The following is a 25,634-nucleotide window of genomic DNA, read 5'->3' as shown; positions in this document are numbered from 1 at the left end:
AAACAACCTGCCGAGAAACGCGGCAAAGTGAGGTGTTCCCCATCATGAAAGTGTCCTTATTCATCACATGTCTTAGCGACGCCATCTACCCACGAGTAGGGGAAGCGATGGTGCGGCTGTTGGCGCGATATGGCGTACAGCTTGAGTTCCCGACGGTACAAACATGCTGCGGACAGCCAGCCTTCAACAGCGGCTATTGGGACGACGCACGCAAAACAGCAACAACGCTTATCGAAGCCTTCGAGGATAGCGACTTTGTCATCGCACCTTCGGGCTCCTGCATCGGTATGATCCACCACTATCCGAAGCTGTTTGAGAAAGACCCGGTCATGCTGGAACGAGCGAATCGGCTGCAAGCCAAAAGCTACGAGTTCACGCAATTTCTCGTTAAAGTGCTCGGCGTAACGGACGTTGGCGCTTCATTCCCGCACAAGGTAACCTATCACCCATCGTGCCACGGCTCGCGTCTGCTTGGCGTGAAGGAAGAGCCAATTGCGCTTATGAAGCAGGTACGCGGGCTGGAGCTCGTTCCGCTTCCTTTTGCAGAAGATTGCTGTGGGTTCGGCGGTACATTCGCCGTGAAGATGGCGGACATCTCGGGCGCAATGGTTACGGAGAAGGTCGATCATGTGCTGGAGACGGAAGCGGAAGTGCTCGTTGGTCTCGACATGGCGTGCATGATGAACATTGCGGGCAACTTGCGATACCGGGACAAACCAGTGCGTGTCATGCACTTGGCAGAACTGCTGTATGAAGGGGTGAAGTAAGCGTGAGTACAACAAACACGAAACCCGGGACCGTCAAAGAACGGGCAGGACTAGCGCTGAATGACGAGTTTCTGCGTAAAGCGGTCAAATTCACGACAGAACGTCTGCGCTCCGGCAAAAAGACAGCTTCCGAGGAGCATGGCAACTGGGATGACTGGCGCGAGCGCGGCAGACAAATTCGTCTCCATACGATTGCCCATCTCGATTATTATTTGAATCTATTTGCAGATAATGCGCGTGCGAATGGCGTCAATATACATTTTGCAGAGACTGACGTGGATGCAGTGAAGATCGCACTCGAGATCGCAGAGCGTAAGCAAGCGAAGTCGGTCGTTAAATCCAAGTCCATGGTCACGGAAGAGCTTCACTTAAACCATGCGCTTGAGACAATCGGCGTAGAAGCGATTGAGACGGACCTTGGTGAGTACATCATCCAGCTGGCGGGTGAAACCCCGTCGCACATCATTATCCCGGCTATCCATAAGAACCGTTACCAGATTGCTGATCTACTGTCCGCTGAAGCAGGCGAGACGCTGGCTCCCGATACTCAGATTCTAGCTGGCTTCGTCCGCAAGAAGCTCCGTGAGAAATTTCTTGAAGCGGATATCGGCATGACGGGTTGTAACTTCGCCATTGCTGAGACAGGTTCGATGGTTTTGTTCGAAAATGAAGGCAACGCGCGCATGGTTTCCACTGTGCCGAAGACGCAAATTACGTTGATGGGGATGGAGCGGATCATCCCATCGTTCGAAGACCTGGAAGTGATGGCGACGCTGCTGCCGCGCTCTGCGACAGGGCAGAAGCTGACTGTCTATATGTCCGGTATTACTGGCCCTCGCCGCACGGAAGATGCGGACGGCCCGGATGAAATGCACATTATTATCGTCGATAACGGACGCTCCAACCAGCTTGGCGATCCGGAATTCCAAGAGCTGCTCAATTGCATTCGCTGCGGCGCTTGTTTGAACGCATGCCCGGTATATCGTCATATCGGTGGTCACGCATACGGCGGCACGTACAGCGGTCCGATCGGTGCGGTACTGACGCCAGCGCTGAAGAAGGACGAATCGCAGTGGGATGATATCGCGAATGCATCGAGCTTGTGCGGTGCTTGCTATGAGGCTTGTCCGGTCAAAATCCCGCTGCACGACATGCTCGTCTACCTCCGCAGACGGAAGGTGGAGAGCGGCAATGGCAACCTGATGGAAGCGGTTGGCATGAAAGGCTTCTCGACGCTGCTAGGCGGCTCGAAGCGGATGCGCGGCGTCATCCGACTCGGACAACTCGGTCAGAAGCTCGTTGAACGAGATGGCGGCATTCGCATCAAGCTCGGCCCATTGAAAGGCTGGAACACGTATCGTGTAACGCCTAGCCTGCCGAAGCAGTCGTTCCGCGATCGCTGGTCGACGATTCAGAAGGAAACAAACACGCAAGAGGTAACGCTTGACCCAGCAATGAAAGCTCGGATGGAGGCGCTTGTTGCGCAGCGTAAGCAAGGAGGAGGAAGCAGTCATGGCGGGCACGCATAAGGAATGGTTGGAACAGATGGAGACGGCTTCGAAGACGAAGCAGAAGTCGTTCATCGATAGTATCTCATCTAAGCTTGGACGCTCACGTCCCACGGAGAAGCCAGCGCATCCTTTCCGTGGTGCGCCGGACTTCTGGCGGACATTTGAATGGCCGGTCGAAGAACGTATTGAGCGTTTCGGCGCGAACTTTAAAGCGGCAGGCGGTCATGTTGCCCGTCTAGCCAGCTTTGAAGAGGCGAAGCAGTTCATTGCTGACAAAGCCTCGGAGATGAGCGCGAAGTACATTATTCGCCAAGGCCAACCTGAGCTTGAGACGATGAAGCTTGAGGATGCAATTCCAGATGCTCAAATTACGGTATGGAATACCGATGAGGAAGAGAACTGGCGGGCTCGCGCGGCTGAAGCGGACTTTGGTGTTGTCGTTGCAGACTATGCAGTTGCTTATACTGGATCGATTACTGTACTGTCTGCGGCAAACAAGGGACGTTCCGTTAGCTTGCTGCCAACTGTTTTATTCGCAATCATTCCAGTGGAACGGCTGAAAACACGCCTAGGCGAAGCGCTTATCAACTTTGATCAAGCTGGCCGCGAGAACTTGCCGGCGGGCATTCACTTCATCTCTGGGCCGAGCCGATCGGCGGACATCGAGAACGATCTAACGATTGGTGTCCATGGACCGGGTGTCGTCTACGCCCTATTCGTCGGATAAGGTGACGTAGAAACGGAGGCTTGCTGGCGTGGAGATAGAGAAGCTGGAGAGGCGTAACCATTACGAAGAGATAACGGAACAAATTCGTGGCATGATTACGAGCGGCAAGCTGAAGGTAGGCGACAAGCTGCCCTCCACGAAGGAGATGTCGGAGCGGTTTGGTGTCGGCCGCTCGACGATGCGTGAAGCACTGAGCGCGCTTAAGGCCGTAGGTCTTCTGGAGATTCGGCAGGGCGGCGTATGCCGCGTTATACGAGAACAACCGCTTAGCGAAGCTGCTGGTGCGCTCGATGCGCTTCAACTGCAAGGATCTACATTGCTTGAGCTGCTCGAAGCGAGGCAGTCGCTCGAGAGCTCGAATGCAGCGATTGCCGCACGTAAACGGACCGAGGCCGATCTGGCCAACTTGAAGGCGATCGTCGATCAAATGCAAGAGGCAGCAGGAAACGATGCAGAAGGCGAACGATTGGATCTCGCCTTCCATCAAGGACTTGCGCATGCGACGCACAATTCAATTATTGTGCAGCTGTTTGAGACGATTATGCTGCAAACGGCAAATGCAATACGTGATGTTCGTCGCGTTGAAATATACGCCAATCGTGATATTGCGCAGCAATTGTATCGTGAGCATTCTGCGATCTATGAGGCTATAGCAGCCGGTGAGCCGCAGTTGGCATCGGAAGCGATGCGGGAGCATTTGCAGCATGTCGAAGAAATTGTTCATAAGCATGTTCGGTAACAAGTCACAGCATTCACCTTTCTTGAGCAGTGAGGTATGTTTCAAATGCCAGAGTGGTAAAACCTAGCTCGCATGCTCATCACCCCGCTAGCGTATCCTAAATGCTGTTGGAGGTGATGTCATGTCAGGTCGCAACAGCAAGCCGAGAAATGACGGCCCAGCGGCTTCTCCATCTCGTGTCGAGCAATTTGGCGCGGGATTAACGGGAGAAAGCGGCAACTTACCGAAGAAAAAGAAGCCAGGCAGCTGCTCTTAATTATTTGCTTATTAGGCAACAAAAAAGACCGTTTCCGTGTTCGCTTAATCGCGATTGGAACGGTCTTTTGTTTCCTGGTTTACTACGAAGGGAAAGTCTCCTCTGCTCGAAATGCATACAGTCTTCCCTTCGCTCCGGGTTTATGGGCTTCATCGGGCAGGTAGGAATCGAACTCGCCAGCAAACGAGAAGCCGCATGCGCGGACCATACGTGCGAAGGTGGGGAAGTCGGAGAAGCTTTCATCGAATGTGAGGACAAGCAATCCGCTCATTTTTAACACGCGTAGAAATTCGTCCAATGCTTCTTGTGCATCCTCGGTATTGAGCCGATGAAGTACCGATAGTCCGAATACGATGTCGTACTTGCCATCCTCATAAGGGAGTTTTGCAATGTCTGCCTGAACGAAACGTAGACAATCCAGCTGCTGTAGTGGTGTTTCCGTTTCTGTATGTTCGCTCTCGCTCTTATCTAGACGTCTTACAATGGATTGCAGCGAAACGATGCGAGGGCTCGTTTCATCGATTTCGTGGTCTTGATTCGAAGCGGCCTGCGTCATCACATGGAAGGTATGAGACATCCCAGGAACTGCATCGAGCTTGACGCTGCCGGAATGCACGAATAACCCGGCCCAAGCGTTGGGTTCTTGCCGCCCCAGCCATGCAGACGGCAGTGTGAATTCGAATCGGTTATCAGCAGCATCAGCGTCTTTGTGCTGTACATCTGCCTTACTTGACGATGTTTTCCACACAGGATCGGTATTCATGGTGATTCCTCCCTCTTACGCCGCCGATCGTCGGATTTGGTAGGCGTACTAACAATTTATGGTGGTCTGTTTAGGTTTTATGCTTGTACGATTGCACTCTAGTCAAAACATTGCTGATGAGCTATAGTAGGTGAGTGAGATCGACATGTAGCGAACTTAAGATAAGGAGAGAGGACACCACATGACGGAAATTCGTAAGAGCTGTCCGCCGAGCTTTCGTACCTTCGGATTAGCGGTGCAAGCTATGGTTGTTCTTGCGATTAATGCTCAGTCGTGCCCGAGCTGCGTGCTAGCAGAGCGGCTTCAATCAGAGGCGACGCTGCTTCGCAGAATTATGGGACAGCTTGCAAGAGCTGGACTCATCGAGACGCGGGAAGGTAGGGACGGCGGATATCGCTTGCTGCGCCAACCTGACACGATTACGTTGGCTGACATTTACAGCGCACTGCAAATTAACGGTGAGCTGTGCAGGACGATGGGAGAGGCTACAGGCCCGCATCCATTCGGCATGCAAATGAAAGAAGCATTCAGCGATCTATTGGCGGAGCTCGATCAAAGCATGCTTGCGGTTATGCAGCAGCACACGGTAGAGCAATATGCAGCGCGATTGCGGGGTTGAACAGCACTTTATACATCTGATCACGGCGTTGTTGACAGCGCCGTTATTTATCGCATATACTGTGGATTATTATTAACAGTTAATGCTTAGCGACGAACGTAGACGGCCATCAGCAGCCTTTTTTAAGGTTAACTGTGCAGAAATTTACACGGATAGTGGAGGGATTCCAAATGGTACAAACAAAAGTAGAAAAACAAGATTTCCAGACGGTCATCCGCGAGCGTCACTCTGTTCGCAAATATGATCCAACATTCCGCATCTCGACGGAAGAAATGAAGCAAATGATCGAGGAAGCGACTCTCGCTCCATCGTCAAGCAACATGCAGCCTTGGCGTTTCCTCGTCATTGATGACCAAGCGAAGAAAGAACAGCTGCTTCCGATCGCCTTCAACCAGCAGCAGGTCGTGAATGCTTCGCATATCGTTGCGATCCTGGCTGACAAAGAATCGTATCGTCACGCAGAGACGATTTACTCCCGCGCTGTTGAGATTGGCTTTATGGATCAAGAGACGAAAACGCGCATGGTTGAACGTATTGTAAGCGAAAGCTCGCCTTATCGTAAGACGGACGTTGCCAAAGATATCGGTCTTGTCGACGCAGGTCTTGTCTCGATGCAGTTCATGCTCGTAGCAAAAGAGCACGGGTATGATACCGTACCGATGGGCGGCTTCAACAAAGCGCAATTCAATGAGATGTTCCAAGTGCCAGAACGGTACGAGACGGTTATGCTGATCGCAGTAGGTAAAGCTGCAGTTGAAGCACATGCATCCGTTCGTCTGAAACTAGAAGAAGTAACGTTCTGGAACGAGATTGTATAACAACGATCTTATTTTAATTGAATGATTAAGAATAGAAGCTGGCTTCCGATCGAATAATCGATAGGGGCCAGCTTCTTTTCCATGTTATGACTACAACGACTACTGTGTATCCGCCGGGTTGTAGATCGAGCCGGAGAACAACAAAGCATCACTTTGCTCATCAACAATAGCAAGGAAGAATGGACGATCGACGACCATATCGAAGGGCTCGTTAACGACTTCTGCAGAGGATGTGGTCGCTTCAATTGATGTGACAGCAGCAGCCTTCGTGCCTTCCTCGCTTACGTCAATGATGCTTTTGTGTTTGATTTCAGAGATGAACACATCTGGCTCGCTGGATAAGCTAGAGAAGTCAGCTGCATCCGTAAAGGAGAGCTTCATGCTCAGTGCTTGAAGGGCTTCTTTCAGAGATGTGGTGTACCCGATGCTGAATTTCGGCAGACGGATCTGACCGTAACTTTCCCGCCATTGATCGAACAATCCAATTTTGCCGTTCCATAGTTTGTCTTGAAGAGCTTCAAGCGTGCTGCCCGCGCTAGGAAGCAGGATCACCATCGACATTTGTCCTTGGCCGTAAGGTAGACGAATCGCTTCATAATCATCGTTCTTCGTGTACGAATATCGACCGGATCGATTCATGAACGGTAACGACTGCCTCGAACCGTCTGCGAGCAGGAACTCATGATCCATCGTAAAGCTGGCATCGAACTGATCCTTCCACGTTCCATTGAAATAGACGGCATTGAGAAGAACCATGACAAGACTAGCATCAATTGAATCGGGCTCAATCAGTTTGTCAATCATTCCGGACGTATGATCAGAGATCCAATCGTTGATCTGTTTGGCGGACTTCTCTGGCTTGTCGACGTCGATTGCTTGTTCTTCCGCTTCATAGCTGTTCTTTATGGTAGAGGAGAAATTCGGATCAACTGCGATCCGCGAGTTATGCCAGACCGAATCGGCGATGTTCAACGTAATGCCTTCACCCGGCTGGTTAAGCAGCTTTAGCAGCTCCCGATAGCCAGTATTGATCTCGTCAACCGACTTGTTCGTCCACCCAAGCACGCGCTCAAGCTCAGTCTTCGTCTCACCGCCGCTGCCGTTATAGACCATAGCAAGCGCAGTGGAGATGCTAACCGGCGATAGGAATACGTTCTGGCCAGGCTTCTCTTTCAATAACTGCTGGTGCAGTCGAAGGCCGAGGTTGTTTGAAGCTTGGATAATGGGTTGATCAGCTTGTGCTGCCAGCTTATCTCGATTCTCCATCGAGATAGCTGCTTGTGACTTTGCCTTGGAGCTGCCGCATGCCGTTAAGCTTCCAGCAAGTAGAAGCGACGCTAACCCAATGAAAGCGATACGCTTGTAATTCATGATGAAGCCCCCTCTAATATCATGTTCTATTTGTATAATGGAACGTTTCTTGCCATCTTTAACGGTCCTTGTATGGAAAAAGTTTCGGTGAAACGGTAGGAAACGGTTGAAAACGTTTGCCCCTGACACCTTATCCTTCGTATAATTAAAAACGTGAAGTATGTAATAAATCTATTAATGGATTAGGGGCAGTGATTGAAAATGGCGAATGAAGCAGTAATTGGATCGTTCTACGGCGAGAAGGCCGTATGGCTTCGCTTTGGTAAGTATGAAGCAGCTTTGCTGCCAGAGATCGGTGCGAACCTCGTTGCATTCCGCGACGTAGAAGCAGGATATAAGTTCCTGCGTGAGCCGGAAGAGGCAGCAATGGATTCGTTCCGTGAAGCACCAGCTGTGTATGGCATCCCGGTGTTGTTCCCTCCGAACCGTTACCGTGACGGTAAGTTCGAAGCGGCTGGTATCTCGTACAACCTTCCAGTGAATGAGACGGCGACGGGCAACCATCTGCACGGCTTCTTCTATAAAGCGGCTTGGGACGTTGTGGACCAAGGTGCCAACGATCAAGAGAGCTACGTAGTCGTTCGTTATGTTGTAGACGAGAACGACAGCGTCTACAGCGTACTGCCGCACCGCTTCCAGATCGAAATTCGTTATGCATTGTCGGCTAACGGACTGGAACAGAAGAGCACGGTTACGAACAATGGCGACAAACAGCTTCCTTGCTTGCTTGGCTACCACACAGCCATTAACGCACCATTCGCGCCAGAGAGCTCGAAAGCTGATGTAACAGCACACGTAACGACCGGCGTACGTTGGGAGCTCGACGAGCGTATGCTGCCAACAGGTGGCACAATTCCGATGACAGCTGCAGAAGAAGCGATGAAATCGCCACAAGGTGGATCGCCTTATGCAGAGTCGCTGGATAACCACTACTCGGCAGCGCCAGTAAATGGCCGCAACTTCGCAGAGGTTGTTGACCACCGTATCGGCGTGAAGCTGGTGTATGATGCAGGTGTGAACTACAAGCAGTGGATGATTTGGAACAACGGCGCTTCGGCAGGCTTCTTCTGCCCAGAGCCGCAAATCAACCTGGTAGACGCGCCAAACGTAGACCTGCCAGACGAGACGAAAGGTTTCGTATTGCTGCAGCCAGGTGATTCCTGGAGCGAGACGAGCCGTTTATACACGGAGAAACTTGCTTAATTGTCGGTAATGAAATGGATGTGGAGAGCTTGCTGCCCATTGTGGGTGGCAAGCTTTTTTTATGATGTAAACGGGCTTGGAGTCACTTTCTGGAAAGATTTATTGTATACTTAGAGAATCTATTAAAAAAAATAAACAAAATACAGCAACCTTTGTACGATTGTAAGCGTCTACTTTCATGGATCTCCTAAAAGTATACAATTCATTTCGAATCTGGAAGTGGGAGGCTTATTGTGAGCATTAGGGAGGGTTTTTTGTGAAAACTGTTCAACCTGCCAAGCAGCGCGTGAGGTCGAAGCTGCCACAGCTTGATTTGTTCCGCGCGTTCGCCTTATTCGGCGTCATCAGTGTTCATTCATCTTCGACCGCGGCTGCCGTGAGCGCTTTGCACTCCAAGTATTTTCCTATCTTTAATATCATGAATATATTTTTCAAATTCGGAACACCGTGTTTTATTTTTCTCAGCAGTTTCGTTTTGTTCTACAACTACTACGACCGTTCAGACACAGGCTCATTGATTCGAAAATTTTATCGTAAACGATTACTATATATCATCGTTCCGTACGTACTCATTTCACTTGTCTATTTCGTGTTCAATCACCAGATGAATCATAAACCGTGGATGGGGTTTAATAGTGAATTTTCGAGCTTGGTGAACAAGCTGGCGACGGGATCGGCACATACCCATTTATATTTTGTATTCGTAAACGCACAATTCTATCTTTTATTCCCGCTCGTACTCGTTGTCCTAAAGCGGTTCAAGAGCTTGTCTGCATGGGCATTTCCGATCGGTATGATGCTGCAGTGGGGTTATGTGCTCCTTAACCATTATTATCACTATCAATGGATGCCGAAGGGCAGCTTATCAGTCTCTTATGCATCCTACTATCTGCTTGGTGCCAGCTTGGCGATTTACTACGAACGTTGGCATGGCTGGATGGTTCGGGGTTGGCAGGAAAGACGCAAATCGGATCGCTGCACCGTGATCGGACTGCTAATGATTTGGTTTGCGGTATCTGGTGCGCATGTTGCGATCTGGCATAGTTATAGAATTTATCATACCTCCTACAATACGTTGTGGTATGAGCTGCTATGGAATGTGCAGACGTTATTGACTGCGTTTGTGCTGCTTCTGGCGGCATTTCAGCTGCATCGTCTGTTCGAAGGGAAGCTTCTCTATCGGACGTTGGCTGTCATCGGGCAATTGTCGTTCGGCATCTATCTGGTGCATCCGATCGTTCTAGCGATTTATCGCAAATACAGCTTTGGCATCTCGACCTTCGTCAAAGAGTATGTATTTTGGATCTGGGGAGGGTATGCAGCTGCGCTAGTAATCTCGATTGTCGTTGTGCACCTCGCGTTCCGCTTCATCCCGAATGCTTGGATGTTGCTCGGCAGCGAGCCTGCGTACATTGCTGCAGCTAAGAAGGAGCGGGCAATCATTCAGTCGCAAAGTCCGTTTCAGAATGGTGAGACGGTGTCGGAGAGTAGATGAAACGATTATTTCGAAGACTCAAGCGCCTGTTATTTAAAATGTCAAAAAGCCCCCGCAGCCACGTCACCGTGGAACTGCGGGGGCTTTATCTATCAGTGCCTACCTACATTACTTCGCTTCTTCGATAATGAGTACGCCGCGACCAGCTACTTCAGCGCTGCCGCTAAGCTTCGCGCCTGTCAGCAGTTCAGTGCCGCTTACGCTGCCCAGATCGAAGCTTTGTGCATCTGCGTTGTGATTGAGCACGAATACGTACGATTGGCCGTCCTTCGCGCGTTTAACGACTTCAACACCTGCAACAGCAGGGAGGATGGGGGTAATGCCGCGTGCTTCGCAGATTTGGCCGAGCAAGCCTTGAAGGAACGATGCTTCAGGGCTGGAGCCAACATACCAAGCTTCGCCTTGACCGAAACGGTTGCGCGTAACAACTGGCATGCCTTTGTAGAAGTCTTCGCCATACGTAGCGATAACGTCCGCGCCTTCGCTATGGAGCAGGTCGCACAGCAGGCCGCATTCGTATTCGCCGCTCAATTTGCCCAGCGTATCGTTCATGACGATACGGTTGCGTTGGTCTGGGAACAGCGCGTCGATTTCTTCTGCCCAGATGCCGAGCAGGTTACGCAGCTCGCCTGGGTATCCGCCAAGCGTAACGATGTCGTTCTCGTTCACGATGCCGCTGAAGAACGTCGTGATGAACGTGCCGCCGGTTTGCGTGAACTGCTCCAGACGTGCTGCGACACCTGGCTTCACCATGTACATCACAGGTGCGATCAGTACATCGTATTGGCTGAAGTCAGCGTCCATCGCGACCATATCGACTGCGATGTTCTGCTGGTAGAGCGCATCGTAATATTTGTGGACTTCGTCCGTATATTTCAAAGCAGCCGATGGGCCGGAGGAGTACTCAACTGCCCACCAGTTTTCCCAATCGAACAGAATGCCGACTTTTGCGCTGCCGCGCGAGTTCAGCAGCTTGTCGCCAAGCTGGGACAGCTCGCTGCCGAGTTGTGCGCATTCGCGGAATACGCGTGTATGCTCGTGGCCAACGTGTTCGATGAGTGCGCCGTGGTACTTCTCGCAAGCGCCAACCGAGCGGCGAAGCTGGAAGAACATTACACTGTCTGCGCCGTGAGCGACCGCTTGGTAGCTCCACAGTGCCATTACACCCGGACGCTTCAGGGAGTTATATGCCTGCCAGTTCTGCTGGCTTGGTGTTTGCTCCATGAGCAGGAAAGGCTCGCCGCCCTTCAGGCCGCGCATCAGATCATGCATCATTGCTGTGTAGCTGACTGGCGTATCGGCAGATGGATAGTTATCCCACGATACGATATCCATGTGCTTCGCCCACTTGAAGTAATCAAGCGGTTTGTACGCGCCCATCAGGTTCGTCGTGACTGGCACGTTAGGCGTATGCTTCTTCAGCTCGTCATACTCCAGCTTGTAGCAGTCGAGCATGCTGTCCGAGTTGAAGCGGGTATAGTCGAGCGAGATGCCTTGGAAGCACGTGTGGCGCGGCGACCATTGCTCGCTGAGCATGTTCGGAGGTACGATCTCGTCCCAATCGTAGAACGTGTGACCCCAGAAACGTGTATTCCACTGCTCATTGAGCTTGTCCAGCGTACCGTATTTCTTCTTCAGCCATACGCGGAATGCAGCTGCACAGTTGTCACAGTAACATTCTCCGCCATATTCGTTGGATACGTGCCACAGCAGCAGGGCGGGGTGATCCTTGTAGCGCTCAGCGATTTTACCAGCGAGCTTCGCCGAGTATGTACGATAGACCAAGCTATTCGCACAAGAGTTGTGACGACCGCCGAACTTACGTTTGCGACCGTCGAAGTCTACACGGAGAATCTCAGGGTATTTGCGTGCCATCCATGCTGGATGAGCGCCTGTGCTCGTAGCCAAGCAAGCATAGATGCCGTTTGCGTGAAGCATATCCATGATTTCGTCCAGCGTGGAGAAATCGTAGGTATCGTCGTTTGGCTGCAGCATTGCCCAGGAGAATACGTTAACCGTTGCGATGTCCATGCCCGCGAGGCGGATCATTCGCATGTCTTCAGGCCATACACTTTTATCCCATTGCTCTGGGTTGTAGTCGCCGCCATATAACATTTTGGTAAGTTTAGATGATAACAAACTGCTCAGCTCCTTCAATTGATGTATTGTTAGTTTACAGCATTCTAACGATTGCATACATATAACAATTGAAGGTGTGAATATAATAATTCGGCACTTGATTTATCGGCGTACAAGCTCCGGCCAAATCTCTTGTACATCAACGCGAAGCTCAGATGCGATCAGCTCAGCCGTCAGCCGCTGCGGCTTGCTGATCTTGCCATTGCGAAGTTTGGAAATCGTCTGAAGTGAGATACCAGTCGACAATGACAACTGACTGGCGGACAAGTCGCGTTTGGCCATCCATATTTTGAGCTTTGTGCTTGATTGTTCACTGCTGCTTGATTCTTGCATCTCCCAGATCGAGAAGGCGAAACACTCGATTTCTCCGAAACCGTCATAGATTGGGCAGATCGTCGAACGAAGGGCGAGCTCGCTAAGTTCATCGAAACGAAGCGTGTGCATGAACAAATCCCGCTGTGTTTTGTCGATCACGCATTGTCTCATCTGCGCTTTAATCTGCTCGTGCTCTGCAACGTTCAAGAAGTCAAAGATCGAATGATTGAGCAGCGTTACGTCAGCAGGTTCCACAGCCGGCGCGTAATTGACATGAAATTTCCTTACTATATAATGTGTGTCCATTATTCCGACATAAAACGACTTTCCGGACTTCGACTGCTGTTCGAGCCAATGCTCGGCACTTAGGTCTGTTGCAGTCAATAAATAGTAAGGTCCACCGTCCGAATTCGTTTCGAGCGGCTTAACGTCCAATAGAATTGGCTTTTGTGCTCTTGTTCCTGTTTCAATGATTGTTTCTGTGAAATCCTCGGGGAGTACGGCTCCCCTCAAATCAGCGATTCGAGGGAATAGGTGACGGAACGGAATGTGGGGCAGCTTTTCGCGTTCGTAACCGCATAGCTGGACAAAGGCAGGATTCGCATCGGTAATCATAAAGGAACGGCCTAGGCGGCGAACGATCGCAAGCGGCTGCTTGATCGTTTGAAATATTTGCCGAAAGATAAACTACCATTCCCCTCTTTTAACTTCGTGATCAAAAGTGGGCTTTTTGAGCAACCACTTATAATTTCCACTACGACACAAGTATAGGCGCACCCATCAGCTAGGGCAATACTACGATATATCTAAATAATGTGAATGAAGCGTTAACATTTGCTGGTTCTTTAAAAATTTAAATCCGCCCATACGATCTGGACGTAAGCGAGTTAAATCGAACCTGTGCCAAAGATGACAAGTGCTTAGCGGGCTTATACGGCGCTTTATCCTGGAAGAAATACCCGCTAAGATTAGATGTGCCTATGAAAAGGGGGGCGAAAAGGTTTCGATATCGGAGGTGGTAGAGGATTCGAAATCGTTCTACATAATTCGCGCAAAGGGACAAACTATGCGAAATCCGTGTAAAATATGTGTCACATATATGTGAACTTTGCGTTATTTTAAAGTAAAATTCATTGACATGATTTTGAAAATAGGGTTTCAAATTTTCAAGGTTCCTGTATAATGGAGGTAAATCTCCACGAGCATCCCCCTGATCATGAAATATTCCTAACAGGAGGTGTCATATTGACGACGGTACTAACACTGCCATTCGGGATCTCGCAGGAAGATCTATATTTGTACAATGAAGGCGTACTTTATCAAAGCTATCGGACTTTCGGCGCTCATCGGATAAAGTGGAAACGAAAGACAGGTATTCGCTTTGTCGTCTGGGCCCCTAATGCTGCATCTGTATGTGTTGTGGGGGATTTCAATAAATGGGACGGTACGAATCATACGCTTGAACAGCTTGGAAATACGGGCGTTTGGGCATGTTTCGTACACGGATTAAAGGACGGCGAGCGGTACAAATATGAGATCGTAACAGCAGCGGGGCAGAAGCTGCTGAAATCCGATCCCTACGCGTTCAGCTCCGAATTAAGACCCCATACAGCCTCGATCGTAACCGATTTGAACGGATATGAGTGGGGCGACTCGGACTGGATGAACCGCAAGCAAGCTCTCTTCGATCGACCGCTCCTCATTTATGAAGTTCACGCGGGCTCCTGGAAGATTCATGGCAAGGAGCAATTCCTTACGTATGCCGAATTATCTATCGAACTCGTTGATTACGCCGTAGAAATGGGATATACCCATATCGAGCTTATGCCGATTGCGGAGCATCCATTCGATCGCTCTTGGGGTTATCAAATTACCGGATTCTACGCTGCAACGAGTCGATATGGAACACCAAAGCAGTTCATGCAGTTTGTAGACCGATGTCATCAGAAGGGACTTGGTGTCATCCTTGACTGGGTGCCAGGACATTTCTGCCGCGATGATCACGGTCTGCGAGAGTTCGATGGATCTCCGCTCTATGAAGGGCCGAATTGGCGCAAGGCGGATAAGCCGCAATGGGGAACGTTATCCTTCGATTTTGGCCGTAACGAAGTTGTTGGATTTCTAATCTCTAACGCTTTGTTCTGGCTCGATTATTTTCATATAGATGGCCTCAGGGTTGATGCAGTCGCTCATATGGTCGATCTCCATATGGATAAACCGGAAGAGCTCCGAACATTAAACCCGTACGGCGGCAAAGAAGATTTAGATGCGCTCCGATTCCTTCGGAGGCTCAATGAAGTTGTATTTCACTATCATCCCGAGACGCTCATGATTGCCGAAGATTCATCCGCACAGCCAGCAGTCACATCACCTACCTACCTTGGCGGACTCGGATTCAACTACAAATGGAATATGGGCTGGATGAACGATATGCTGCGCTATATGCAGCTCGATCCGGCCGACCGCAAGCACCACCATCATCTCATCACGTTCTCACTTCTCTATGCCTTCTCCGAAAATTATGTACTGCCGTTTTCACATGACGAGGTCGTACATGGCAAACGATCACTTCTTAACAAAATCTCAGGCTCCTACGAAGAAAAATTCGCACAGTTAAAACTGCTTTACGGTTATTGGATGACCCACCCCGGCAAAAAGCTTCTGTTCATGGGCAGCGATTGGGGTCAGTTCGACGAGTGGAAAGATCTTGATCAGCTCGATTGGATGCTGCTCGACTATCCGCTCCACCAAGATATGCAGCAATACGTGCAACGTCTGCATCGTGTATACCACGCAACGCCAGCACTTTGGGAGAGAGATTGCGATTACGATGGCTTCCGCTGGATTGATGTACATAATGCAGAGCAAAGCGTAATTTCCTTCGAACGACGCGGCATTGCAGCGGATGAAATCGTCGTTGTCGTATGCAATTTTTCCCGCAATGATTACGGCAATTACCGAATCGGCGTACCGATGCCGGGCAGCTACGAGCTGTTGATGCACAGCGGTGAGGAAGTGTCTGCGCAGGGCTCCTTCGCTCCAATCACGAGTGACGAAATCCCCTACCACGGACGCGGTTACAGCGTTCAAATTACGCTCAAGCCCTTCTCCTGTCTGATGCTTCACTATATAAAAACTTCTATCGAAGTCATTCAGTGATGAGCGACCGCGCTTAGAGGTAAGTTTTGATGCCAATAAGAATTTGTTCTTTCTGTAGCTAGGAAACTTGTAAATTCTTATGTGGTAAAAAGCAAGACATAATTGAATACATTTAGGAGTTGATGCTATGGGGCGTAAAGAAATGGTCGCGATGCTGCTCGCTGGGGGAGAAGGAAAAAGACTCGGCGTATTGACAAAGGATTTGGCGAAACCGGCTGTTTACTTCGGCGGGAAATATCGAATTATCGATTTCACGCTGAGCAACTGCGCTCATTCGGGCATTGACACGGTAGGCGTTTTAACGCAATATCAACCGCTCGATCTCAATCGGTATTTGGGCATTGGAAGCCCATGGGGGCTGGACCGCCGTGATGGAGGGATGGCCATTTTGCCTCCTTTCGTGAAACAGAAGGGCGGCGCTTGGTACAAAGGCACAGCGAATGCCATTTATCAAAACATGGGCTTTATAGATCGCTATGACCCGGAATATGTGCTTGTCATTTCAGGCGATCACATTTACCAGATGGACTATGAGAAAATGCTTGATCACCATAAGAAGACCGGCGCTGAAGTAACGATTGCCGGCATCGAAGTGCCGTGGAAGGAAGCGAGCCGATTCGGCGTTATGCATTGCGATGACGAGGATCGGATTACGGCATTCGAAGAGAAACCGAAGGTGCCGACGAGCAACACGGCATCGATGGGCATCTACATTTTCTCGTGGCATGTGCTGCAGCGCTATTTGATTCGTGACGAGGCGAACCGCCATTCCTCCAACGATTTTGGCAAAGATATTTTGCCGGCGATGCTTAAGGATGGTCTCAACATGTTCGTCTATCCGTTCAAAGGCTATTGGAAGGATGTCGGCACGATCGAAAGTTTGTGGGAAGCAAACATGGATCTGCTTGATGATCATCCTGCGCTTGATCTGACTGATCCGGAATGGCGGATTTACTCCGTAAGTCCGAATCGTCCGGCGCAGTATATCGCTCCAAGCTCGCGTATCGTGTCATCGATCGTGAATGAAGGCTGCTTGATCGAAGGTGATGTACATCGCTCTGTTCTGTTCTACGGGGTGCAGACGGGGATTGATAGCTACGTTCGTGAGTCGGTCGTGATGCCGAATGCACGAATTGGCCGAGGCGTACGGCTGTATCGCACAATCGTTGGCGACGGCGCAGTTATCGCGGATGGCGTAACGATCGGTCATCCTGAGCACGGCGGCGTTACGGTCGTTGGCAGTGATGAGTTTATTGCGAGCTACAAAACACTGCTGGAGGTCGAGCCATCGTGATGAAAAATAAAGTAATGGGCCTAATTAATCTAATCCATGAGCCGGATGAGCTGGAGGGTCTTACAGCGAACCGGTGCCCGGCAACGGTACCTTTCGGCGGCCGTTACCGACTGATTGACTTCGTGCTGTCGAATATGGTGAACAGCGGCATTTCCCGCGTCGCCGTACTCGCGCATACGAAATATCGTTCTTTAATGGACCATCTTGGCTCCGGCAAGCATTGGGATCTTCACAATCGTCAGAGCGGCTTATTCATTTTGCCGCCGACGTCGGATGATGCCCAGGATTTGCGCCGAGGTGACCTTTATCATATGTTCCAAAACCGCGATTATTTGACTCGCAGTCATCATGAATATGTCGTCCTTGCCCGCAGCCACGTGATCTGCAATATCGATCTAGAGCCTGTTGTTGCGTTCCATGAGCAGCAGCAGGCCGATATTACAGTCGTCTGCAAGAAGCATTCACCGAGCCTTCCAGGCAAAAGTAGGAAGGTTCAGTTGAACTCGGCAGGCCGTGTTGTGGCGATGCAGGATCATTATGGACGTTTGAATACCGATCTCATGTCGACCGAGATTTATGTGATGCGGCGGGAGCTGCTGCTAGAGCTGGTGGAATCATCGCTGGCGCAAGGACAGGAGCACTTGGTTCGTCATGCGATTATGACTCGACTTGATCAGTTAAACGTGTATGGCTATATCTATGATGGCTATCTTGGCATGGTCAACACGCTTGAGAGCTATTATTACAACAGCATGCAGCTGCTGCGCGCTGACGTATGGAAGGAACTGTTCTTCCGTCCGGGTCCAATCTACACGAAGGTGAAGGATGAGCCGCCTGCCCGCTACTTGGAAGGGGCAAAGGTGTCCGGCTCGATCGTTGCCAATGGGTGCGTAATTGAAGGTACGGTCATTAACAGCGTCATCTTCCGAGGGGTACATGTACGTAAAGGCGCAATTATCCGCAACAGCATTATTATGCAGAATGGTGTTGTAGGAGAGAACAGTATGCTCGATTACGCGATTCTGGATAAGGACGTCGTCATTGAACAAGGAAGAGATATTCGCGGTGCGGCGGGTTCGCCGTTCGTCGCGGGTAAACGAAAAATCATTTAACGAATGCAATTTACTAAATCAGAGTGACTTTGAACTCCGTTCAAAGATCCTGATGTAAGGAGTGAAAGTGTCGTGAGAGTATTGTTTGCCGCTTCGGAGGCTGTGCCGTTGGCCAAATCCGGTGGACTGGGAGATGTGACGGGGGCGCTGCCTAAAGCGTTGAACGAACGGGGGGCGGAAGTGCGTGTGGTGCTTCCCAAGTATGCCGACATTCCTGCGTCCTTCTTAGAACATTTCGAGACGATCCATACATTCTCGTTTCACTTTAGCTGGCGCCATCAATACTGCGGATTACTCCGCGGTGTTGTTGGCGGGGTTACCTTTTATTTAATTGATAACGAGCAATATTTTAAACGCGATGGACTGTACGGCTACGAAGACGATCCGGAGCGGTTCGTCTTCTTCAATTTTGCTATTGCGGAATGCTTGCCTCATATGGACTTCGTGCCAGATATTATTCACTGTCATGATTGGCAGACGGCGTTGCTGCCGTTCCTGCTTAAGACACGGTATTCGTTTGACCCGCTCTGCCGCTCGGTGCGCACAGTATTCACGATACATAACTTGCGATACCAGGGCGTATTCGGTCAGAAGCTGCTGCAGGATCTTATCGGGATGGACGATTTCTGGTACTGGACAAGCGGTCTCGAGTTTTATGGAGCAGCGAATTGCATGAAGGCGGGCTTGCAGTATGCAGATCGATTGACGACGGTCAGCGAGACGTATGCACAGGAAATTCAGACGGAATATTGGGGAGAGCGGCTCGATGGCGTCATCCGCTGGCGTGCATCGGAGCTATCCGGCATCTTGAACGGCATAGATATCGAGAGCTATGATCCGATGAACGATCCAGCGCTTGATACGCCCTACCGAGGATCCATCAGCCGCAAGCGGAAAAATAAGACCGCGCTTCAGCGCGAGCTTGGTCTGCCTGTCTCCGAATCGATCCCCGTTATTGGCGTCGTGACACGTTTGGTCGAGCAGAAGGGAATTGATCTCATCGACCGAGTGCTGGAGCCGCTGCTCGATGAGGGGATTCAGCTAGTCGTACTCGGCGCAGGCGAGTATCGCTATGAGGAAATGCTAAGAGGTGCTGCACAGTGGCGTCCGGAGCAGTTGGCGCTGCACCTCGGTTATGATGAAGGCTTGGCGCGCCGTATCTATGCAGGCTCGGATATGTTCTTAATGCCATCCTTGTTCGAGCCATGCGGGTTGAGCCAGTTGATCGCTCTCCGGTATCGGACTGTGCCGATCGTTCGCGAGACAGGTGGGCTAAGAGACACGGTACAGCCGTACGATGAATATACTGGAACGGGCAATGGCTTCACATTTGCTAACTATAACGCGCACGATATGCTTCATACGGTTCGCAGAGCGCTTGAATATTACCGGAATGAAGAGAGTTGGAAGACAATTGTCGCCAATGGTGCCAAAGAAGACTATAGCTGGAGCCGTTCCGCAAGGTCGTACATGTCCCTCTATAGTGAACTGCTGCCTCTGCGAAAGGAGACAGAAAGATGGCCCGTCATCTCGTAATCGGTAACGGCAAGATGCTGCTTAATCTGGATAATCACTGCTTTATCCGCGACATCTATTATCCGTACGTTGGTCAGCTCAATCATGTCGGCGGTCAAACCTGCCGCTTCGGGATTTGGGCTGCCGGACGGTTTGCCTGGCTCGATGATCCGGGTTGGAAATTCGAGCTGGATTACATTGAAGGAACGCTGGTTACGAACGTTAGAGCGACGAACGAGTCGCTCGGCGTTCAACTGCACATGAATGATGGCATCCATCAGCGTGAATGCATTTATATTAAGCGCGTGGTCGTCCGCAATCTTGCGGGCGAGCCGCGCGAATTTCGTCTTTTCTTCCATCAGGATCTGATGATAGACGGCTCTGAGGTCGGCGATACGGCAGCTTATTTTCCTGAAAATCATACGTTATTCCACTACAAGCGGTCTAATTATTTCATGTTCAACGGCTTCTCGGATGAAGGCGGCATCATGCAGTATTCGACCGGCATCAAACGGTTTCACTCAGCTGAAGGTACGTGGCGCGATGCGGAGGACGGTGTCCTCATGGGCAATACGATCGCACAGGGCTCCGTTGACAGTACGATCAGCTTCCGAACGATCGTGCCGCCGAGCGGGGAGAAGACCATTTATTACTGGATGTCGATCGGGAAGAGCTTGGAGGAAGTAAAAGAGCTCAACCAGTATGTACAGGACAATCACCCGGAGAAGCTGCTCAGCCGCATCGTCATCTACTGGAAGCATTGGCTGCGTCGAGCGGAGAAGGATATGGGAGATCTGCCTGCCGGAGTCATCAAGACGTTCAAGCAAAGCCTGCTGATCGTTCGTACGCAGACCGATGAGCGGGGAGCGATTGTTGCTGCGAATGACACCGATATTTTGCAATACAATCGGGATCATTACAGCTACATGTGGCCAAGGGATGGCGCGTTAATAGCAGAGTCGATGTCGGGGGCGGGCTTTCATAGCGTCATCGCACCCTTTTTTCATTTTTGTGCGCAAGCGTTAGCGCCAGAAGGATATTTATATCACAAGTACAATCCGGACGGTACGGTAGGTTCAAGCTGGCATCCCTATATCGTGCAAGGAAGCAGAAGATTGCCGATTCAAGAAGACGAGACCGCACTCGTCCTGTTTGCGTTATGGCAGGATTATAATCGCCACCAGGTGATCGAGCTGCCGCAGTCGCTGTATTCGAATCTGATTCGTAAAGCGGCACACTTCTTGACGCAGTATATGGAGCATTCATTGTCATTGCCCAAACCAAGCTATGATCTGTGGGAAGAGCGTTATGGCATTTGGACGTATACGGCATCGTCTGTGTACGGGGGCTTGATGGCTGCGGCTTTCTTCACGGAGCTGTTCGGCGATTATGAGCGCAGCGACCATTATCGCAATACAGCGCAGGCGGTGAAGCACGGAATCCTAACGCATCTCTGGGATGAGGATACGGGAAGGTTCGCACGCGGACTCGTGCAGAAGGACAATCGCTGGGTCAAGGATATGACGCTCGAGAGCAGCTTGTTTGCGATCTGGGAGTTTGGCGTATTGCCCGTTGATGATGATCGTGTTATCCGCACGATGCGCGCGATTAAAGAAGGTCTGAGTGTTCGTACGGGTGTTGGAGGCGTTGCGCGATATACGAACGACTACTACTTCCAGCAATCCGGTGATATCGAGAAGGTTCCCGGTAATCCATGGGTCATTTGTACGCTATGGGTCGCGAACTTCGAGATTGAGTCAGCCAAGTCGCTCGATGATTTGGAAGGTCCTAAGCAGACGCTGCAGTGGGTTGTCGACCATGCGATGGAGAGCGGTGTGCTGCCAGAGCAGCTAAACCCATACGACGGCGGACCGTTGTCGGTTGCGCCTCTTACTTGGTCGCATGCGACGTTCGTCCAGAGCGTGACGAAGTACGTGAAGAAGTACCGCGAGGTAAAGCGCGGGGAAGCTGATCGCAAGATATGATAAAGCAGGAGGCTGAGCCGACGTGTTGCGGTGGGCGTGGACGGGTTAGAGGGCTGAACAGGGAAAGTGATACTGTTCAGCTCTTTTTTTTTTGTGTCAGGATTGAACGATTTGTGCAATAAAGGAGCATTTCCGTACATTGGAGCCAATCGTACAACTATGCGATAATAACGAAGTACATGTACCTATTCAGAGGAGGCGAGTAGCAGTGGGAATCGATATTAACATCACGAGAGCAGAAGAGAGTGACCTGCCTGCGATCGTCGAGATTTATAATTCTACCGTAGCGAGCCGTATGGTGACAGCCGATCTGGAGCCGGTAACGGTGGAAAGCCGCTTGCCGTGGTTCCATAATCGAGACTGGAAAACACGCCCGATCTGGGTTGCGCGAAGCAGGGAAACAATTATTGGCTGGTTGAGCTTCCAGCCCTATTATGGCCGTCCGGCTTATCATGCGACCGCCGAATTCAGTATCTATATCTCGGAGAAGAGCAGAGGAACAGGCATCGGCAGCATCATGCTGGATCGAGCCGTTAGCAGCAGCGGTGAGCTGGGAATTAAGACGCTGCTTGGCTTCGTCTTCGGTCATAACGGGCCAAGCTTGAAGCTGCTGAACAAATTCGGCTTTGAGCAATGGGGATTGCTCCCGGGCGTCTGCGAGATGGATGGAGCGGAGCGGGATATTGTGATTATGGGCAGGAAAGTCTGACCGACCGATTTTGGGAACGTATTTCATAATTTAGGGGGACTCTTGTCAACATGCTGAAATCAATACCGCCAATTTTATCGCCAGAATTGCTCAAAATACTAATGGAGATGGGCCATGGAGATGAGCTGGTGATCGCTGACGGCAACTTCCCAGCAGCAAGCCACGCGCAGCGGCTTGTCCGGTTGGACGGGCATGGCGTGCCAGAAGTGCTGGACGCGGTACTCAGCTTGCTTCCGCTCGATCAGTATGTGAACCAGCCTGCAGCTGTCATGGGCGTCGTCCCTGGCGATCCGGTTGTTCCGGTTATTTGGGAGCAATACGCTGCGCTCACAGAGAAGCACGAAGGTAAAACGATTATGCTTGAAGAGCTGGAACGATTCGCGTTCTATGAGCGTGCAAAGCAGGCATATGCGATTGTTGCAACCAGCGAGCGGGCTCAGTATGCCAACATTATTGTGAAGAAGGGCTGCGTGCTTTAAAGCGAAGCCGCATCATGTTCCTTCCAGGTATAAATAGAGACAGCATAGAGGGCTTTCGCCCGCGTGTGACGCGGACGAAAGCCCTTTATGCATTGCAAATGAGATCCGCTCGGATTAGAGGTGGATAGCGCGGAGAACGATGACGAGCAGGATAAAGAGAACGAGAATAACGCCGATGCTAGTGCAAAATCCGCCGACACCGGCGCCGCCGACGCCGCCGTATCCGTATGCTGGACCTGTAGCTGCTCCTGCAACAGGGTATCCCATAGTTCATGACCTCCTAAATGGTTCTGTGTGAAGGTTTAACTCACAATGCTAATGTATGTCGGACGTGGAGGAATGTTATGGACGTTTATCCCGCATTGCATCGAATTGGGCGTTTGCACCGCCGCTGCAGTCGCATGAATCAAGCGGCGTAGTGCCCTATATGTTAATCGCCTGGGGGATTTGTCTGTACGATCGAACACCCGGGCTAAATAAAGGTTATCAAGGACAGATCGGCGGCAGCGGCTTTTTGCCGGCGAATTGACGGATGTGTTTAATTCTTGATTCGGCACGATGGGTTTGTCCTCGTCCGATGACAATTTGCGATGCGGCGCCAGCGCTTGTTATATGGATGCACCCAACCGAGATGCACGGATTCTGATTAAGCCGGTATGTTTGTACAACGCTGTCATCGTCATCCGCATCTACAATATCCGGGATAGGCCGAGAGAAAATCAAATACGATTCGAAGAACACGTCGCCTGCGTAGGGATGGTCCTCTTGACGTTGGAGGGCGATTGCACGCAGCATCGAATTCGACTCCGATCGGTCGCCCAGCTGCATGACCCCGGCTTGGGAGATGTTAAGAAGATGTATGCCTTGTACTTCCGACACGCGAGAATTATCGTAGTCTAGATCTAGGAAAACAGGCGGAGGCAGGTTCGCGCCTGGAATGGTGAATGTAATGCGCGGGAACATTATCCGAATGATAGGTTGACGGGCTGACTCGGACTTGGCGGGAACCTTTCGCCTTCAGCTTCTTCAGCGCCCTCAGGCAGCTGGAGTGCAACAAGCTGGCCCACAACAACCGACTCTGGTGGCGTGTCGAACATCGAGAAGAGCGAGACCGTGTCATTATCGCCGACCTGCAGCAGCGATGAGCTGGACACACCAAGCACCTCGATTGAACCAACCTGAAGTCCTTGATTGACAACATAAAAAATCATACCGTAATTACGCCTCCTCCTGCTTCGCTGCCGCTCGATAGTTTCGATAAGTACTGCCGCATCGCCATATCGACATCGCGAATCGTCTTCGCGGTAACCTGATCCTCGAGCGCTGTGGTGTCTGCCTCTGTAATGTCTTCACCTTGAGCAGCCTGCTGCATATAGAATTGGATACGTGTCGGTGCTTGACGCCGAATATCCTCGATCACAATACGTCGATGATACGGATCAAGAGGGACATTGAGCTCCTGTTCAAAATGGACGAGTGACATAGGCGCCTTCTGATCCAAATATTCGTTCACCCGCGTCTGTACCGTTCCGAATGGAGGAGGCATTTGCATCGAAGCGGGACCAGCCGAAGGGAATACGTTCGGCTTGCTGTTAAGCGAGCCTGGCTCTCCCGTACCGACTCCATTCGCACCTGCTGCGGCGCCAGTTGGTCCGGCAGCCCCTTTTTTCGCCTGTTGGACGATGAACTGGTCAATATCGCTTTCGCTGCCATCGCCAGACGGTTGGATACCGATATTAAGCGTTCCGTCTAATTTTTCTATTTTCAATTGATCGAATTGATACTCGATTTTATCAATATGATACGTTGGTCTCGCTTCTGCAGCCTTCACTTGCGTCATCAGCATGTCGACACGTTTCTGAAGCATAGTGATTTGCTCTTGTTGATGCCGCAGCGTCTGCTGAACTTGGTTTACCCATGTCGGCCATCCTGGCCATGCAGCACCTGCCGTCTGCTCCGCCGCTGAAGCGGCGGGCTGGCCGTAAAGTCCGTTGTTGTTCGTAACAGCCATGCCCATGCACCTCGCATTGTTATGTCGGATTAGGCAGTGGGACGAAGGATAGCGGATTCTCAGTTTCTTGGCCCAACTGAGGTGCTGGACCTGTGAATCCGCCAGAATTGTATAACTGAGACAGTGATCGGATCGAGCCTGCACTGCCTACTTGCAGTACAGAGCTGTTGGATACGCTCTGAACGCGCAACTGCTGAATCGTAATCTGCTGATAAATCGTCCAATTGCTCATATTGCATTAACTCCGCTTGCAACGTTATTCTGCGTATTGTCCTGTACGTCTGGGTCAATCGTGTTCGTTGCACTCAGCGCATTGTTCGAGTTTGCTAAGCTGCCTGTTAAGAATGAACCTGCTCCTGCATAAGTCTTGGATGCGCTGGACGGTGATACTTGCACGGCATCACCGAACTGGACGATTCCGCTGGAGCCGATGCTTGTAATGTTGACGAAGCCTACCACTGCGGGCATACGGTCTTCCACCTCCTTGTCTGGCGATTCCATATAAGTGGTTGTTCAAACAGCTCGCTTTTGATCACGAAGTATCACAAGAAGTGTATTCGGCATCGAATCCTGGATGAAGCTGCGACTTCCGGTTCTCACGTAGCAAACCACTACGCTGCGATCCTCATTCCGCTTGATCCAACCTT

General features: G+C 50.8%; 26 protein-coding genes. 16 read left to right on the top strand and 10 right to left on the bottom strand.

Features of this window, described 5'->3' with window-relative positions; translation table 11 throughout:
- The first annotated feature begins 44 nt into the window (after positions 1-44).
- The 5 genes from DFQ01_RS08885 (at position 45) to DFQ01_RS31865 (ending at position 4,000) form a co-directional block, all read left to right on the top strand.
- Positions 45-767: a (Fe-S)-binding protein gene (locus tag DFQ01_RS08885; RefSeq protein ID WP_110043543.1), complete on the top strand. Its 723-nt coding sequence runs from the start codon at positions 45-47 to the stop codon at positions 765-767.
- 2 nt (positions 768-769) lie between these two features.
- Complete coding sequence (locus DFQ01_RS08880; RefSeq protein WP_110043542.1) at positions 770-2,296, top strand: LutB/LldF family L-lactate oxidation iron-sulfur protein; 1,527 nt, start codon at positions 770-772, stop codon at positions 2,294-2,296.
- Positions 2,280-3,005, top strand: coding sequence for a LutC/YkgG family protein (locus DFQ01_RS08875; protein WP_110043541.1), 726 nt, complete (start codon positions 2,280-2,282; stop codon positions 3,003-3,005). The genes DFQ01_RS08880 and DFQ01_RS08875 overlap by 17 nt, the downstream gene beginning before the upstream one ends.
- Before the next feature lie 28 nt (positions 3,006-3,033).
- Positions 3,034-3,744: a FadR/GntR family transcriptional regulator gene (locus tag DFQ01_RS08870; protein WP_110043540.1), complete on the top strand. Its 711-nt coding sequence runs from the start codon at positions 3,034-3,036 to the stop codon at positions 3,742-3,744.
- 121 nt (positions 3,745-3,865) lie between these two features.
- The gene (locus DFQ01_RS31865) at positions 3,866-4,000 is read left to right on the top strand and encodes a hypothetical protein (protein WP_263576125.1); all 135 of its coding nucleotides are present in this window, start codon (positions 3,866-3,868) and stop codon (positions 3,998-4,000) included.
- Between the two features lie 82 nt (positions 4,001-4,082).
- Here the strand turns inward: DFQ01_RS31865 and DFQ01_RS08865 are convergent, their stop codons facing one another.
- Entirely contained in the window at positions 4,083-4,763 is a 681-nt protein-coding gene (locus DFQ01_RS08865; RefSeq protein WP_110043539.1) for a class I SAM-dependent methyltransferase, read from the bottom strand.
- Between the two features lie 181 nt (positions 4,764-4,944).
- Between DFQ01_RS08865 and DFQ01_RS08860 the strand changes: the two genes are divergently transcribed.
- Positions 4,945-5,382, top strand: coding sequence for an Rrf2 family transcriptional regulator (locus tag DFQ01_RS08860; RefSeq protein ID WP_110043538.1), 438 nt, complete (start codon positions 4,945-4,947; stop codon positions 5,380-5,382).
- A gap of 170 nt (positions 5,383-5,552) precedes the next feature.
- Entirely contained in the window at positions 5,553-6,200 is a 648-nt protein-coding gene (locus DFQ01_RS08855) for a nitroreductase family protein (protein WP_110043537.1), read from the top strand.
- 99 nt (positions 6,201-6,299) lie between these two features.
- On the opposite strand, the gene DFQ01_RS08850 is transcribed toward DFQ01_RS08855, so the two are convergent.
- Positions 6,300-7,571 (bottom strand): serpin family protein, encoded by a 1,272-nt coding sequence (locus DFQ01_RS08850; RefSeq protein ID WP_110043536.1) that lies wholly within the window; start codon positions 7,569-7,571, stop codon positions 6,300-6,302.
- A 201-nt stretch (positions 7,572-7,772) separates the two neighbouring features.
- Here DFQ01_RS08850 and DFQ01_RS08845 point away from each other — a divergent pair, with 201 nt between their 5' ends.
- Both DFQ01_RS08845 and DFQ01_RS08840 read left to right on the top strand, forming a co-directional pair.
- Entirely contained in the window at positions 7,773-8,774 is a 1,002-nt protein-coding gene (locus tag DFQ01_RS08845; protein WP_110043535.1) for an aldose 1-epimerase, read from the top strand.
- 256 nt (positions 8,775-9,030) lie between these two features.
- The gene (locus DFQ01_RS08840; RefSeq protein WP_110043534.1) at positions 9,031-10,269 is read left to right on the top strand and encodes an acyltransferase; all 1,239 of its coding nucleotides are present in this window, start codon (positions 9,031-9,033) and stop codon (positions 10,267-10,269) included.
- Between the two features lie 108 nt (positions 10,270-10,377).
- On the opposite strand, the gene DFQ01_RS08835 is transcribed toward DFQ01_RS08840, so the two are convergent.
- Together DFQ01_RS08835 and DFQ01_RS08830 are read right to left on the bottom strand one after the other, a co-directional pair.
- Positions 10,378-12,408, bottom strand: a complete 2,031-nt coding sequence (locus DFQ01_RS08835; RefSeq protein ID WP_110043533.1) for a beta-galactosidase — start codon at positions 12,406-12,408, stop codon at positions 10,378-10,380.
- Between the two features lie 102 nt (positions 12,409-12,510).
- Positions 12,511-13,395 carry a helix-turn-helix domain-containing protein gene (locus tag DFQ01_RS08830; protein WP_281271994.1) on the bottom strand — a complete coding sequence of 295 codons (885 nt, stop codon included), beginning with the start codon at positions 13,393-13,395 and terminating at the stop codon, positions 12,511-12,513.
- Positions 13,396-13,968: 573 nt separating this feature from the next.
- Between DFQ01_RS08830 and glgB the strand changes: the two genes are divergently transcribed.
- The 7 genes from glgB to DFQ01_RS08795 all read left to right on the top strand — a co-directional run bounded on the left by glgB (position 13,969) and on the right by DFQ01_RS08795 (position 22,976).
- On the top strand, positions 13,969-15,882 hold the full coding sequence (glgB, locus tag DFQ01_RS08825; protein ID WP_245946581.1) for a 1,4-alpha-glucan branching protein GlgB: 1,914 nt from the start codon (positions 13,969-13,971) through the stop codon (positions 15,880-15,882).
- Between the two features lie 127 nt (positions 15,883-16,009).
- On the top strand, positions 16,010-17,176 hold the full coding sequence (locus tag DFQ01_RS08820; protein WP_110043530.1) for a glucose-1-phosphate adenylyltransferase: 1,167 nt from the start codon (positions 16,010-16,012) through the stop codon (positions 17,174-17,176).
- Entirely contained in the window at positions 17,176-18,288 is a 1,113-nt protein-coding gene (gene glgD, locus DFQ01_RS08815; protein WP_110043529.1) for a glucose-1-phosphate adenylyltransferase subunit GlgD, read from the top strand. Before DFQ01_RS08820 ends, glgD begins: the two co-directional genes overlap by 1 nt.
- A gap of 72 nt (positions 18,289-18,360) precedes the next feature.
- Positions 18,361-19,824: a glycogen synthase GlgA gene (gene glgA, locus DFQ01_RS08810; RefSeq protein WP_110043528.1), complete on the top strand. Its 1,464-nt coding sequence runs from the start codon at positions 18,361-18,363 to the stop codon at positions 19,822-19,824.
- Entirely contained in the window at positions 19,806-21,788 is a 1,983-nt protein-coding gene (locus DFQ01_RS08805; protein ID WP_110043527.1) for a glycoside hydrolase family 15 protein, read from the top strand. Before glgA ends, DFQ01_RS08805 begins: the two co-directional genes overlap by 19 nt.
- A 208-nt stretch (positions 21,789-21,996) precedes the next feature.
- The gene (locus tag DFQ01_RS08800) at positions 21,997-22,497 is read left to right on the top strand and encodes a GNAT family N-acetyltransferase (protein WP_110043526.1); all 501 of its coding nucleotides are present in this window, start codon (positions 21,997-21,999) and stop codon (positions 22,495-22,497) included.
- Positions 22,498-22,547: 50 nt separating this feature from the next.
- Complete coding sequence (locus DFQ01_RS08795) at positions 22,548-22,976, top strand: RbsD/FucU family protein (protein ID WP_110043525.1); 429 nt, start codon at positions 22,548-22,550, stop codon at positions 22,974-22,976.
- A 114-nt stretch (positions 22,977-23,090) separates the two neighbouring features.
- Here the strand turns inward: DFQ01_RS08795 and DFQ01_RS08790 are convergent, their stop codons facing one another.
- The 6 genes from DFQ01_RS08790 to DFQ01_RS08765 all read right to left on the bottom strand — a co-directional run bounded on the left by DFQ01_RS08790 (position 23,091) and on the right by DFQ01_RS08765 (position 25,455).
- Positions 23,091-23,243, bottom strand: coding sequence for a sporulation protein YjcZ (locus DFQ01_RS08790; protein WP_110043524.1), 153 nt, complete (start codon positions 23,241-23,243; stop codon positions 23,091-23,093).
- A 219-nt stretch (positions 23,244-23,462) separates the two neighbouring features.
- Positions 23,463-23,855, bottom strand: a complete 393-nt coding sequence (locus DFQ01_RS08785; protein ID WP_174812642.1) for a spore germination protein GerPE — start codon at positions 23,853-23,855, stop codon at positions 23,463-23,465.
- 83 nt (positions 23,856-23,938) lie between these two features.
- The gene (locus DFQ01_RS08780; protein ID WP_110043522.1) at positions 23,939-24,187 is read right to left on the bottom strand and encodes a hypothetical protein; all 249 of its coding nucleotides are present in this window, start codon (positions 24,185-24,187) and stop codon (positions 23,939-23,941) included.
- Positions 24,184-24,987 (bottom strand): spore germination protein GerPC, encoded by an 804-nt coding sequence (gene gerPC, locus DFQ01_RS08775; protein ID WP_174812643.1) that lies wholly within the window; start codon positions 24,985-24,987, stop codon positions 24,184-24,186. The genes DFQ01_RS08780 and gerPC overlap by 4 nt, the downstream gene beginning before the upstream one ends.
- 19 nt (positions 24,988-25,006) lie before the next feature.
- Positions 25,007-25,219 carry a spore germination protein GerPB gene (locus tag DFQ01_RS08770; protein ID WP_110043520.1) on the bottom strand — a complete coding sequence of 71 codons (213 nt, stop codon included), beginning with the start codon at positions 25,217-25,219 and terminating at the stop codon, positions 25,007-25,009.
- Entirely contained in the window at positions 25,216-25,455 is a 240-nt protein-coding gene (locus DFQ01_RS08765; RefSeq protein WP_110043519.1) for a spore germination protein, read from the bottom strand. The genes DFQ01_RS08770 and DFQ01_RS08765 overlap by 4 nt, the downstream gene beginning before the upstream one ends.
- Positions 25,456-25,634: the final 179 nt, after the last annotated feature.

Origin of the sequence: Paenibacillus cellulosilyticus (assembly GCF_003182255.1) — a bacterium.
GTDB lineage: Bacteria > Bacillota > Bacilli > Paenibacillales > Paenibacillaceae > Paenibacillus_T > Paenibacillus_T cellulosilyticus.
The sequence above is the reverse complement of the archived record's forward strand: the minus strand, read 5'-3'. Positions and strand labels throughout refer to the sequence as shown.